This is a genomic window from Streptomyces sp. NPDC049687 (genome assembly GCF_044465285.1).
In the GTDB taxonomy this organism is placed as follows: domain Bacteria; phylum Actinomycetota; class Actinomycetes; order Streptomycetales; family Streptomycetaceae; genus Streptomyces.
Map to the genome: position 1 here is coordinate 106,155 of NZ_JBITLN010000010.1, position 13,174 is coordinate 119,328.

Genomic DNA, 13,174 nt, shown 5'->3' on the forward strand with positions numbered 1-13,174 from the left:
ATCAGGGGGCTTCGGGTGAAACAGGTTGTACAGAACTACAAGAGCGGCGAGCTGGCGGTGCTCGACGTACCGGTACCGGGGTGCAAGCCGGGGGGTGTGCTGGTCCGCAGCGCCTACTCGCTGATATCCACCGGGACCGAGCTCATGAAGGTGTCCGAGGCCGGCATGTCGATGCTGGGCAAGGCCCGCTCCCGTCCTGACCAGGTGGCCAAGGTCATGCAGAGCGTGGCCACCAACGGACTGCCCGCCACCTACCGCAAGGTGATGGGCAAGCTGGACTCCTACACGCCACTGGGCTACTCGCTGTGCGGGGTGGTCGAGGAGGTCGGCGCCGGGATCGACGACGTGAAGGTCGGCGACCTGGTGGCCTGCGCCGGCAACGAGCACGCGTTGCACGCCGAGCTGAACTGGGTGCCGAAGAACCTCTACTCCCCCGTGCCGGACGGCCTGGCGCCCAGGCACGCGGCCTTCGGCACCGTCGGGTCGATCGCGCTGCAGGGCGTCCGCCAAGGCGAGTCACGGCTCGGCGAGGTGGCGCTGGTCATCGGCCTCGGGCTGATCGGGCAGCTGGTGGTGCAGCTCCTCGCCGCCTCGGGAGTCCGTGTCGTCGGGGTCGACCCCGACCCGGAGCGCTGCGAACTCGCCGAGCGCGTGGGCGCCGCGGCCTGCGGTGATCCCGCGTCCGCGACCGTGGAGACCGCCGTCGCCGAACTCACCGGCGGTCACGGCGTGGACCAGGTGTACTTGGCCGCCGGCGGCGGCAGCAACCAGCCCGTCGAGCTGGCCGCCCGGCTCTGCCGGGACCGCGGCCGGGTCGTCGACATCGGCAAGTGCCGTCTGGACCTGCCGTGGAACGCGTACTACGAGAAGGAACTCGACGTCCGGTTCTCCCGCAGTTACGGCCCCGGGCGCTACGACCCGGAGTACGAGCTGGAGGGGCGCGACTACCCGATCGGCTACGTGCGCTGGACCGAGCGCCGCAACCTGGCGTGCTTCCTCGATCTCCTCGCCCGCGGCAGCGTCGACGTGGAGCCCCTGGTCTCCCACGTCGCCGACTTCGACGACGCCGTCGAGACGTACCAGCGCCTGAAGGACGGCGAACTCAAGGCCGTGGCCGTGCTGTTCCGGTACCCCGAACTCGCGCGCGAGGCAGGGGAAGCGGAGGCTCCGGCGGTGGCCGTGCCCGCGGTGAAGGTGAAGCCGGGTCCGGCCCGGGCCGCCAGGACGCCGGTGCGGCTGGCGTTCGTCGGCGCGGGAAACTACGCGACGTCGATGCTGCTGCCGCAACTGGCACAGCGCGAAGGCGTCGAGTTGTCGACCGTCGTCACCACGACGGCGCTGTCCGCGGCCAACGCGCAGCGCAAGTTCGGCTTCGCCGGGGCGACCACCGACCTCGACGCCGTGCTCGGCGACAAGTCCGTCGACGCGGTGTTCGTGGTGACCCGGCACAGCTCGCACGCCGAACTGACCCGGAGGGCGCTGCTGGCCGGCAAGTCCGTGTTCGTGGAGAAGCCCCTGGCCCTCACCGAGGACGAGCTGGCCGGTGTGCTCGCGGCGGTGGAGGAGTCCGGCAACGACCGGCTTCAGGTGGGCTTCAACCGCCGGTTCGCGCCGCTGTTGCAGGAGGCCAGGCAGCGGTTCGGCGCCCGGACCGGTCCGGCGAGCCTGCGCTACCTGGTCAACGCGGGCCGGCTGGCGCACGGCAGCTGGTACCTCCAACAGGGCACCGAGGGCTCGCGGTTCGCCGGTGAGGGCGGGCACTTCATCGACACGGCGAGCTCGCTGCTCGAGGCCGACCCGGTCTCGGTGTACGCGGTCGCCACGTCCGGCAACGAGGATCTGCAGGTCGTGCTGCGCTACCCGGACGGGTCCACCGCCACCATCAGCTACGTCACCACCGGCGCGCCCGGCTTCCCCAAGGAGACGCTGGACCTGGTCGCGGACGGCAAGGTGCTGCGGCTCGACGACTTCGTGCGTGCCGCTGTCTACGACGGCCGCCGCAAGCGGTGGGTCGGTTCACGGCTCCCCAAGGCCCGGGACAAGGGCCAGAACGCCGAACTGGCCGCGTTCATCAAGGCCGTACGGACCGGCGGTCCGATGCCGGTGCCGCTGGAGTCACTGGTCGCCACGACGGCGGCCACCCTCGCCGTGCAGGCGGGCCTGGCCGGCGGCGCGCCGGTGACGTTGGCGAGGGCCCGATGACCGTGACCTCGGGGAGTCCGGTCTGGTACCTGCGCCGGCTGTCCCGGATGGGACCGCGGGAGGTCGCGGGCCGGGTGGGCGACACGGTGCGCAGGCGGCGGTGGCGGTCGGCGCGGCCGGACAGCCCGCAGGTCACCGGCGCCCGGTTCACCGCGGTACTGCCCGCGGGGACGATCGGCGCCGTGGCGCCGGACGCCGCGAAACGTCTCGTCGCCGAGGCGGACCGGCTGATGGCGGGGCACATCCGGTATTTCGGGGTGGACCGCGACGACCTGGCCGACCCCAACTGGTGGTACGACCCGAAGACCGGGCGCCGGGCCCCCTGGGGCTACGCCTTCGACGTGCCGTACCGGAACGAGGACGCGGTCGGGGACATCAAGCAGATCTGGGAGCTGTCCCGGCATCAGTACCTCACCGTGCTCGCCGCCGCCTACGCGGTCACCGGGGACGAGCGGTACGCCGAGCGCGTGGCCGGGCACCTGCGGTCGTGGTGGCGGGCCAACGCGCCGCTGCGCGGAGTGCACTGGACCAGCGGCATCGAGCTGGGGATCCGGCTGCTGTCCTGGGTGTGGATCCGCCGGCTGCTGGACGGCTGGCAGGGCGCGGCCGCTCTGTTCGAGGACAACCCGGTGGCGCTGAACCAGATCTGGCACCACCAGCGCTGGCTGGCCGCCTTCCCCAGCCGGGGGTCCTCGGCGAACAACCACGTCATCGCCGAGGCCGCCGGGCAGTTCGCCGCGTCCTGCGCGTTCGGGTGGTTCCCCTCCTCGGCGCGCTGGCGAGCCGACGCGCTGCGCTCGCTGGAGCGGCATCTGCGCGGCAACACCTTCGGCTCCGGCCTCAACCGCGAGCTGGCCACCGAGTACCACGGGCTGGTGCTGGAGCTCGGCCTGGCCGCGGTGGCCGAGGCGGACGCGGCCGGCGTTCCGGTCCCCGCGTCGGTCCGGCTGGTGCTGCTGCGGATGACCGACGCGCTCGCGGCCGTCGTGGACAGCCGGCTACGGCCGCCGCGCCAGGGGGACGCGGACGACGGGCACGGTCTGGTCGTGGACGGCGCGGGCACCGACCGCTGGGCCTCGCTGCTGGCCACCGGGGACGCCGTGTTCGGCCGGCTCGACTGGTGGCCGGCGGTGACCGGCACCGATGTACGCACGCCGCTGCTGGCCGCGCTCGTCCGGCCGTACGCGAAAGACGGCAGCGCACCGGCCGTGTCCCGCCCGGCAGCCCGGCCGGCCCATTTCGCCGACGCGGGCATGACCATCCTGCGTGGTCCGGAGGAGATCTGGTGCCGCTGCGACGGCGGTCCGCACGGTTTCCTGTCCATCGCCGCGCACGCCCACGCGGACGCCCTGTCCGTGGAGGTCCGGCACGACGGGGTCGACGTGCTCGCCGACCCGGGGACGTTCTGCTACCACGGGCAGCCCGAGTGGCGGCGGTACTTCCGGTCGACCCTCGGCCACAACACCCTGCAACTGGACGGCGCTGACCAGTCCGTCTCCGGCGGCCCGTTCCTGTGGACCCGGCATGCCCGCAGCCGGGTCCTGGTTGCGGACACCTCCGAGGAGGGGGTGGCCCGCTGGTGCGCCGAGCACGACGGTTACCAGCCCTCCGTGCACCGCCGCCGGGTGGAGCTGACGGCCGCCAGCCGGGAACTGAGAGTGGTCGACGAGGTCCGCGGCCCACACAGCCCGCGCCGGGCCGTGCGGCTGGCGTTCCACCTCGGCCCGGCGATCGCCGCTGACCTGGTGGGGAACCGGGCGGTTCTCACCTGGACCCGGGACGGCGAGGACCGCTCCGCGGCGCTCGACCTGCCCGCGCAGCTGACCTGGCGGGCGCATCGCGGCGAGACCGATCCGCCGCTGGGCTGGTACTCCGCCGGCTTCGGGCGGAAGGAACCCGCGACAACGCTGGTCGGCACCGGTTTCGCCGACGGCGCGGAGGACTTCACCACCGTACTCGGGTTCCACGGTTAGGGGGGCGCGTGGGGATCAAGTGGCGGCATCGGGCATGGCCGGCGGCACCGCTCGCGCTGGCCCTGCTGGCGGCGACCGGCTGTGAGAGCAGCACGCCGGCCGCGGCACCGAAGCCGACCGCTGCGCCGTCCACCTCCGCGGCCCGGGTGTGCGCCAAGCCCGCGGCCGGGCCGGCGAAGGCGCCGGCCGGCGCGGTGACGGTCGACCCGGCGGTGCCCGGAGACCTGGCCGCGAAGACCGAGAGCAGCCCCCCGCACACCACCTTCTGGCTCCGGCCGGGCAAGCACACGCTCATGTCGGACAGCTATGACCAGGTGATCCCCAAGGAGGGCGACGTCTACCTCGGCGCGCCGGGCGCGCTGCTCGACGGCCGGAAGACCAACCAGTACGCGTTCGGCGGCACCGCCCGCGACGTCACGATCCGCTACCTGACCGTGCGGGGGTTCGTCGCGCCCCGTGACGAGGGCGTGGTCAATCACGACTCGGCCGACGGCTGGGTGATCGAGCACGCGACGATCCGGAACAACTCCGGCGCCGGGCTGATGGCGGGCTCCCGCCAGCAGGTCCGCGCGAGCTGCCTGCGCGACAACGGCCAGTACGGCATGAACGCGTACAAGGGCGCCGGCGGTGTCCGCGGCCTGGTGGTCGAGGGCAACGAGATCGTGGGCAACAACAAGGACGACTGGGAACGGCGGCGGCCTCACTGCGGCTGCAGCGGAGGCGTCAAGTTCTGGGCCGTGAACGGCGCCGACGTACGCGGCAACTGGGTGCACGACAACCGCGGAACCGGGTTGTGGGCGGACACCAACAACAACGACTTCCTCATCGAGGACAACCTGATCGAGGACAACGACGGTGCCGCGCTGATCTACGAGATCAGCTACAACGCGGTCATCCGGAGGAACACGATCCGGCGGAACAACTGGGTCGAGGGCCGCGGTAACGCCGCCGGCGGCGACACGTTCCCGTTCGCGACCGTCTACCTGTCCGAGTCCGGCGGCGAGCCGCGGATCCGAGCCCGCACGGACAAGATCGAGATCTACCGGAACGTGCTGGAGAACAACTGGTCCGGGATCACCCTGTGGGAGAACGCCGACCGGTTCTGCAACAGCCCGGCCAACACCTCGTCCGGTGACTGCACGTTGCTGGTGAAGAGCACCGGCCGCTGCACGCAGCCGGCGATCGCCAAGGCCCCGCTCTACTCCGACTGCCGGTGGAAGACCCAGCGGGTGGACATCCACGACAACCGCTTCGTGCTGGACAAGTCCGTCGTCGACTGCACGGTGAGGTGCGACCGGATGGCGGTGCTGTCCAACTACGGCACCTATCCGGACTGGTCGCCGTACCAGGGCGAGCGGGTGGCCTTGGCGATCACCGGTGAGCAGCACAACCGCTGGCACGACAACGTCTACGTCGGACCGTGGACCTTCGTCGTCCACGACGCGAGCCGGACGGTCGACTTCAAGCAGTGGCGGCACACGCCGTACCGGCAGGACGCGGGCAGCACCTTCCGCGCAGGGGACGGTGGTTGAGATGGGCACCAACCACACGTCGAAGATCGTCGGGACGGTCTGGGGGCTGCTCGTCCTCAACACCCTCGGCTCCACCGGGGCGAGGACCATCGTTCCGCTGCCGCGCTCCCTCATACAGATGGTCACGATGGGCTCGCTGGTGGCCGCGTTCGCGCTGGCGCTCGTGGTCAACCCCCGGGTGCGCATCCGGGCCAGCGCCTACGTGTTCCTGCTCACCCTGCTGCTGGTGCCGAGCCTGATCTCCAGCGTGGACCAGGCGGCCGGGCTGGGCGCGCTGTTCCGCTGCGCCCGGCTGGCTCTCTTCGTCGGCACGCTGTGGCTGCTCAGCCGCTGGTGGGACGGCGGCACGACGTTCGTCCGGCACCACATCCGGATGTACTTCGTGGTGCTCGGGTCGGTGGCCGCCGGCCTGGTCGTCTCACCGGGCACCGCCCTGTCCGGGGTCTACGGCGGGCGGCTCGTCGGCGTGTTGTGGCCGCTCACCCCGCCGCAGATCGGACAGTACGCCGCGGTGATCATCGGGCTCACCGTACTGCTCCTGCTGGGCCGCCGGACGGACCGGACCAGCGCGGTGGTGATCATCGTGCCCTCCGTCGCCCTGCTCGCGCTGACCCATACCCGGACGGCCACCGTCGGACTGCTCATCGGGCTGGTGCTGGCGATCGGCTCGCTCATCCTGACCAGCGCCGCCGCCCGCCGGTTCTTCACCTGGGCGGTGCTGTGCGCGACGGTGGCCGCGGTGGCGTTCAGCTCCGCGCTCCAGGCGTGGTTCCTGCGCGGGCAGAGCCAGGAGAACTTCGCCAGCCTCACCGGCCGGGCCAAGGTCTGGCACGCTCTGCTGGCGGCGCCCCGGACGACCTCGCAGTACCTGTTCGGCATGGGCTTGGGCGACAAGTCGTTCGACGGGCTCCCGATCGACAACAGCTGGCTGGCCGTCTACAACGAGCAGGGCGTGACCGGCATCGCCCTGGTGGCGGCGATCATCGTCGTGCTCGGCGGCGTCGCGCTGCTGCGGCCGCCGTCGCTGTCGAGGGCCTGTGCGATCTTCCTGATCAGCTACTGCGGGATCGCGTCGTACACCGAGGCCGGGCTGGGCGACGCCTCGCCCTATCTGCTGCATCTGGCCCTCGCCGCCTCGCTGCTGGCGACTCCTGCCGGGGCCGCTCCCCTTTCGACACCCGTAGTCCCCCGACAACGCATCCCGCGACGGGGCCAGAGATCGGAGGTGAGCTGAGCATGCACGGCCTTCACGTCCTGGTGGTGCACAACCGCTACGCCTCGGCGCAGCCGAGCGGAGAGAACAAGGTCGTCGACCAGGAGGTGGCGCTGCTGCGCGGGGCCGGCCACCGGGTCGAGGTGTTCGAGCGGCGCAGCGACGACATCGCCGCCCGGTCCCTGCTGGGCAAGGTGGCGGTTCCGCTGCTGGTGCCGTGGAACCCGGCGGTCCGCGCGGAGCTCGCCGCCCGGCTGCGCACCGAGCGGCCGGACGTGGTGCACGTCCACAACGTGTTCCCGCTCCTGTCGCCGGCGGTGCTTGCCGCCTGCGCCGACGCCGGCGTGCCCGCCGTCGCCACGCTGCACAACTACACCCAGGTCTGCCCGCCCGGCACGCTGCAGCGGGACGGCCGGCCGTGCACCGAGTGCGTCGGGTCCGCGCCGCTGCCCGCCGTCCGGCACGGCTGCTACCGGAACTCCCGGCTGGCGACGGTGCCGCTCGCGGTCAGCCTGTCGGTCAACCGGCGGAGGTGGTGGTCCGGCGTGGAGCGGTTCTTCTGCATCTCCGCGGCGCAGCGCGACGTCCTGGTGCGGTCCGGCATGCCGGCCGAGCGGCTGGCGGTGAAGCACAACTTCGTGCCCGACCCGGGCACCGGCCGGGTGGGTGCCGGCGAGCATCTGCTCTGTCTCGGCCGGCTCGCGGAGGCCAAGGGCCTGCGGCTGCTGATGGCCGCGTGGGACGAGATCGCAGCGAGCGGCGGTGTGGGCGTGCCGCTCGTGATCGCCGGCGCGGGGCCGCTGGAGCGTGAGGTGACCGCCTGGGCGGCGGGCCGGGACGACGTGCGGTACGTCGGCCTGCTGGACCCGGCGGAGAGCCAGAAGGCCGTCGCGCGATCGGTCGCCGTGGTGGCCCCCTCGACGTGGCTGGAGGCGTTCGGCCTGGTGGTCGTGGAGGCGATGGCGGCCGGGGTCCCGGTCGTCGCCGCCGGGCACGGCGCCTTCGTCGAACTCGTCGAGGACGGCGTGACCGGGCTGCTGCACCGGCCGGGCGAGGCCGCCTCGCTCGCGTCCTGCATACGCCGGATCGCGGCCGAGCCGGCCCGCAACGCGGAGATGGGACAGGCGGCCCGACGCCGTTACGAAAAGGGTTTCAGCCCGGCGGTCGGCCTTGACCGCCTGGTTGAGGAGTACCGCACCGCGATCGCGGGTCGGTCGGCACTGGCTCGCGGCGGGGACACCCGCGCGAGCGGGGGGAATGGGGACAGCAGATGACACGATGCCGACTCTGCGGCTCGGAGGCGATGGCGAGCGTCGTCGACCTCGGGGCGACACCACCGTGTGAGAGCTTTCTCGCCGCGGACCAACTCGACCAGCCTGAACCGGCGTACCCGCTGCACCTGCGGGTCTGCGCCGACTGTTGGCTGGCGCAGATCCCGCCGCTGATCACTCCGGAGGAGACGTTCAAGGAGTACGCGTACTTCTCCTCGTACTCGACCTCCTGGGTGGAGCACGCGCGCACGTTCGTCGCCGACGCCGTGCGGCGCCTCGATCTCGGCACCGACGCCTTCGTGGTCGAGGTCGCGAGCAACGACGGGTACCTGCTGCGGCACGTGGTGGACCGGGGGATCCGCTGCCTCGGCATCGAGCCGTCGGTGAACGTCGGCGCCGCGGCGCGGGAGGCGGGCGTGCCCACGCTCACGGAGTTCCTGAGCCCGGACACCGGCTCGGCCGTCCGCGCCGAGCACGGCCCGGCGAACCTCGTCGTGGCCAACAACGTGTACGCGCACATCCCCGACGTCGTCGGCTTCACCCAGGGGCTGCGTGCCCTGGTCGCCGACGACGGCTGGGTCTCCATCGAGGTGCAGCACCTGCTGACCCTGATCGAGGAGAACCAGTACGACACGATCTATCACGAGCACTTCCAGTACTACACGGTCGCGTCCGCGATCCGGGCCCTGGCGAGCGGCGGACTGGCGCTGGTGGACGTCGAGCTGCTGCCCACGCACGGCGGCTCCATCCGGCTGTGGGCCCGGCCCGCCGAGGTGGCGGGCGAGCCGACGCAGCGGGTGGCCGACGTGCTGACCCGTGAGAAGGCCGCCGGGCTGCAGGAGCTGTCCGGGTACACCGAGTTCTCCGCCCGGGTGGCCAAGGTGCGCCGGGACCTCCTGAGGTTCCTCATCGAGGCGGCCGAACGCGGCGAGACGGTGGTCGGCTACGGCGCCCCGGGCAAGGGCAACACCCTGCTCAACCACTGCGGCATCCGGCCCGACCTGCTCCCGTACACCGTCGACCGCAACCCCTACAAGCACGGCAGGTACACCCCGGGCACCCGCATCCCGATCCTGCCGCCCGAGCAGATCGCCGCCGACAAGCCGGACTACGTGCTCGTCCTTCCGTGGAACCTGCGGACCGAGCTGGTCGAGCAGTTGTCCTTCGTGCACGCCTGGGGCGGCCGGCTGGTCTTTCCCATCCCGGAACTGAGCATTGTCGAGGTGAAGTCGTGAAGGTCGTTCTGTTCTGCGGCGGTTATGGGATGCGGATGCGCAACGGTGCCGCGGACGACGTGCCCAAGCCGATGGCGATGGTCGGCCCGCGCCCGCTGATCTGGCACGTCATGCGCTACTACGCGCACTTCGGGCACACGGAGTTCATCCTGTGCCTCGGCTACGGGGCGCACCACATCAAGGACTTCTTCCTCAACTACGAGGAGACGGCGTCCAACGACTTCGTGCTGCGCGGCGGGCGGACGGAGCTGCTGTCCACCGACATCTCGGACTGGACGATCACGTTCGCGCAGACCGGCATCGAGTCACCGATCGGAGAGCGGCTGCGCCGGGTACGGCACCACCTGGACGGCGACGAGATGTTCCTCGCCAACTACGCCGACGTGCTCACCGACGCCCCGCTGCCGGAGATGATCGACCGGTTCGCGCGGCGCGACGCCGGTGCGTCCATGATGGTGGTGCCGCCGCAGTCGTCGTTCCACTGCGTGGAGCTGGGCGAGGACGGCCTGGTGGGGGGCATCACCGCGGTGAGCGAACTGCCGCTGTGGGAGAACGGCGGTTACTTCGTGCTCCGCCAGGAGATCTTCGACCACATACCGGAGAACGGGGACCTGGTCGCCGACGGATGCGGCCAACTGGCCAAGCAGGGACGCCTGGTGGCGCACCAGCACCGTGGGTTCTGGAAGCCGACCGACACCGTGAAGGAGCGGGCCGCGCTCGACGCCGCCTACGCCCGGGGTGACCGTCCGTGGGCCGTGTGGGAACGGGACGGCGCCGAAGTGAGGACCGCGTGATCCGGCTCGGGGCCGGGCCCCTGGAACGGATCGTCGCGGTGGGAGCGCACTGCGACGACATCGCGATCGGCGCCGGCGGCACACTGCTGACGCTCTGCCATGCGCGGCCGGGCATCCGCGTCGACGCGCTGGTGCTCTCCGGCGGCGGCAGTGAGCGCGAGCAGGAGGAGCAGGCCGCGCTCGCCGCCTTCTGCCCGGGCGCCGACCTTCGGCTGACCGTGCACAAGCTGCCGGACGGCCGACTGCCCGCGCGCTGGGAGGAGGCCAAGGCCGCGGTCGAGGAGCTGCGCGCGGGGACGGAGCCGGATCTCGTGCTGGCCCCGCGTACCGGTGACGCGCACCAAGATCACCGCGGCCTGGCGAAGCTGATACCCACCGCCTTCCGCGACCACCTCGTGCTCGGCTACGAGATCGTCAAGTGGGACGGCGATCTCGGGCGCATGACGGCGTACCAGCCGCTGCCGCCGGAGATCGCCGAACAGAAGGTGCGGCTGCTGCAGGAGCACTACCCCTCGCAGCGGCACCGGCCCTGGTACGACCGGGAGGCCTTCCTCGGGCTGGCCCGGATCCGCGGCATCGAATGCCACGAGCGCTACGCCGAAGCGTTCACCGTCACCAAACTCACGCTCAACCTGGGGGGTTGAACCATGCGCGTACTGCTGACCGGACACCAGGGGTATCTGGGAACCGTCATGGCCCCGGTCCTCGCCGCCGCCGGGCACGAGGTCGTCGGCCTCGACGCCGGCCTGTTCGCCGACTGCGTCCTTGGCCCGACGCCCGCGGACCCGCCGGGGCACCGGGTGGACCTGCGTGACGTCACGGCCGAACACGTGGCCGGCGTCGACGCCGTGATCCACCTGGCCGCGCTCTCCAACGACCCGCTCGGGTCGCTGGCGCCGGAACTCACCTACGACATCAACCACCACGCGTCCGTACGCCTTGCCCGGTTGGCCCGCGACGCCGGAGTGCGGCGCTTTTTGTACGCGTCGACCTGCTCGGTGTACGGCGCCGCCGGCGACCCCGACTTGTCGAACCTGGTGGGCGAGGACGCCCCGCTGCGCCCGGTGACGCCGTACGCGGAGTCCAAGGTGCGGGTGGAGGACGACCTGCACGAACTGGCAGACGGCGACTTCACCCCGGTGTTCATGCGCAATGCCACCGCCTTCGGCTACTCGCCCCGGCTGCGCGCCGACATCGTGCTGAACAACCTGGTGGGGCACGCCCTTTTGTCCGGCGAGGTCCTCGTGCTCTCCGACGGCACCCCCTGGCGTCCGCTGGTGCACGCCGCCGACATCGCACGGGCCTTCACGGCCGCGCTGACCGCGCCGCGGGAAGCGGTGCACGACCGGGCGTTCAACATCGGCAGCGAGACCAACAACGTCACGGTCGCCGAGATCGCCGGGCAGGTCGCCGAGGCGGTGTCCGGCGCGAAGGTGGTGATCACCGGCGAGAACGGCGCCGACCCCCGCTCGTACCGGGTGGACTTCTCCCGGTTCCGCGCCGCGGTCCCCGGCTTCGACTGCGAGTGGACGGTGAAGCAGGGCGCGCTCGAACTCGCCGACACCTACCGGGAACACGGGCTGACCCGCGAGGCCTTCGACCAGCGCTTCACCCGCCTCGCCGTGCTGCGTGCCGCGTCCGAGGCCGGCACCGTCGACGACACCCTGCGGTGGCGCCGGTGACCGCGCACGGCGATGAGATGTACACACTGGTGGAGCGGCTCTACCCGCTCTGCCGGAGCATCACCGGCGACGGTGTGCGCGCCACCCTGGAGATCGTCGGCGAGTACATCCCGCTGCGGGTGCACGAGGTGCCGACCGGGACGCAGGTGCTCGACTGGACGGTGCCGCAGGAGTGGAACATCAAGGACGCGTACATCGCCGACGCCGCCGGCCACCGGGTCGTCGACTTCGCCGCGTCCAGCCTGCACGTGCTCGGCTACAGCGTGCCGGTGTCGCGGACCATGCCGCTTTCCGAGCTGCGCGGACACCTGCACACCCTGCCGGACCACCCGTCCTGGGTGCCGTACCGCACCAGCTACTACAAGCCGGACTGGGGGTTCTGCCTGGCCCAGGAGACCCTGGACGCGCTGCCGGACGGCGAGTACGAGGTGCGCATCGACTCCACACTCGCCGATGGCCACCTCACCTACGCCGAGCACATCGTCCCCGGGCAGGTCGCCGACGAGGTGATCGTCTCCTGCCACGTCTGCCACCCGTCCCTGGCCAACGACAACATGGCCGGCGTCGCGGTGGCGACGTTCCTGGCGCGGGAGCTGGCACGGCAGACGCCGTACTACACCTACCGGTTCATCTTCGCACCCGGCACCATCGGGGCGATCACCTGGCTGGCCCGCAACGCGGAGCGGGTGGAACGGGTCAAGCACGGGCTGGTGCTGGCCTGCGCCGGCGACCCGGGCTCCCTGACGTACAAGCAGAGCAGGCGCGGCGACGCGGAGATCGACCGGGTGATGCGGCACGTGCTGGCCGCCTCCGAACGCCCGCACCAGGTCGACGAGTTCACCCCGTACGGCTACGACGAGCGGCAGTACTGCTCGCCCGGCTTCGATCTCGGCGTCGGCTCGCTCACCCGGACCCCGTACGCCGGCTACCCCGAGTACCACACCTCGGCGGACAACCTGGACTTCGTCTCCCCGGAGGCGATGGCGGACACCCTCGCGGTCTGCCGCGAGGCGTTCGCCGTCCTGGACCGCAACCGGCAGTACGTCAACCTCAGCCCCTACGGCGAACCACAGCTGGGCCGACGCGGGCTGTACGAGGCGCTCGGCGGCCGCAGCGACACCCGGCAGGCCCAGATGGCCATGCTCTGGGTGCTCAACCTCTCCGACGGCGAGCACAGTCTGCTGGACGTCGCCGAGCGGTCCGGGCTGCCGTTCGACACCGTCGCCACCGCGGCCGCCGCCCTGCACGGCGCCGGGCTGATCAAGGCGTGAC

Annotated in this window: 10 protein-coding genes; all 10 read left to right on the top strand. The window is 71.7% G+C overall.

The genetic code is table 11. The features are described 5' to 3' along the window. The first annotated feature begins 15 nt into the window (after nt 1–15). Genes ACIBVL_RS28950 through ACIBVL_RS28995 form a run of 10 tightly spaced genes read left to right on the top strand, consistent with a single transcriptional unit; the run spans nt 16 to nt 13,173 of the window. Nucleotides 16–2,202: a bi-domain-containing oxidoreductase gene (locus ACIBVL_RS28950; RefSeq protein ID WP_399101444.1), complete on the top strand. Its 2,187-nt coding sequence runs from the start codon at nt 16–18 to the stop codon at nt 2,200–2,202. After that, nucleotides 2,199–4,175 carry an alginate lyase family protein gene (locus tag ACIBVL_RS28955; RefSeq protein ID WP_399101446.1) on the top strand — a complete coding sequence of 659 codons (1,977 nt, stop codon included), beginning with the start codon at nt 2,199–2,201 and terminating at the stop codon, nt 4,173–4,175. Before ACIBVL_RS28950 ends, ACIBVL_RS28955 begins: the two co-directional genes overlap by 4 nt. A gap of 8 nt (nt 4,176–4,183) precedes the next feature. Further along, nucleotides 4,184–5,707: a right-handed parallel beta-helix repeat-containing protein gene (locus ACIBVL_RS28960; RefSeq protein WP_399101448.1), complete on the top strand. Its 1,524-nt coding sequence runs from the start codon at nt 4,184–4,186 to the stop codon at nt 5,705–5,707. A gap of 1 nt (nt 5,708) precedes the next feature. After that, on the top strand, nt 5,709–6,941 hold the full coding sequence (locus ACIBVL_RS28965) for an O-antigen ligase domain-containing protein (RefSeq protein ID WP_399101450.1): 1,233 nt from the start codon (nt 5,709–5,711) through the stop codon (nt 6,939–6,941). Between the two features lie 2 nt (nt 6,942–6,943). Then, complete coding sequence (locus ACIBVL_RS28970; RefSeq protein ID WP_399101452.1) at nt 6,944–8,194, top strand: glycosyltransferase; 1,251 nt, start codon at nt 6,944–6,946, stop codon at nt 8,192–8,194. Next, nucleotides 8,191–9,426: a class I SAM-dependent methyltransferase gene (locus tag ACIBVL_RS28975; RefSeq protein WP_399101454.1), complete on the top strand. Its 1,236-nt coding sequence runs from the start codon at nt 8,191–8,193 to the stop codon at nt 9,424–9,426. The genes ACIBVL_RS28970 and ACIBVL_RS28975 overlap by 4 nt, the downstream gene beginning before the upstream one ends. Continuing rightward, the gene (locus ACIBVL_RS28980) at nt 9,423–10,220 is read left to right on the top strand and encodes a glucose-1-phosphate cytidylyltransferase (RefSeq protein WP_399101456.1); all 798 of its coding nucleotides are present in this window, start codon (nt 9,423–9,425) and stop codon (nt 10,218–10,220) included. The genes ACIBVL_RS28975 and ACIBVL_RS28980 overlap by 4 nt, the downstream gene beginning before the upstream one ends. Beyond that, the gene (locus ACIBVL_RS28985) at nt 10,217–10,864 is read left to right on the top strand and encodes a PIG-L deacetylase family protein (protein WP_399101458.1); all 648 of its coding nucleotides are present in this window, start codon (nt 10,217–10,219) and stop codon (nt 10,862–10,864) included. Before ACIBVL_RS28980 ends, ACIBVL_RS28985 begins: the two co-directional genes overlap by 4 nt. A 3-nt stretch (nt 10,865–10,867) precedes the next feature. Beyond that, nucleotides 10,868–11,902, top strand: a complete 1,035-nt coding sequence (locus ACIBVL_RS28990) for an NAD-dependent epimerase/dehydratase family protein (RefSeq protein WP_399101460.1) — start codon at nt 10,868–10,870, stop codon at nt 11,900–11,902. Continuing rightward, entirely contained in the window at nt 11,890–13,173 is a 1,284-nt protein-coding gene (locus tag ACIBVL_RS28995; protein ID WP_399101462.1) for a DUF4910 domain-containing protein, read from the top strand. Before ACIBVL_RS28990 ends, ACIBVL_RS28995 begins: the two co-directional genes overlap by 13 nt. The last annotated feature ends 1 nt before the right edge of the window (nt 13,174 follow it).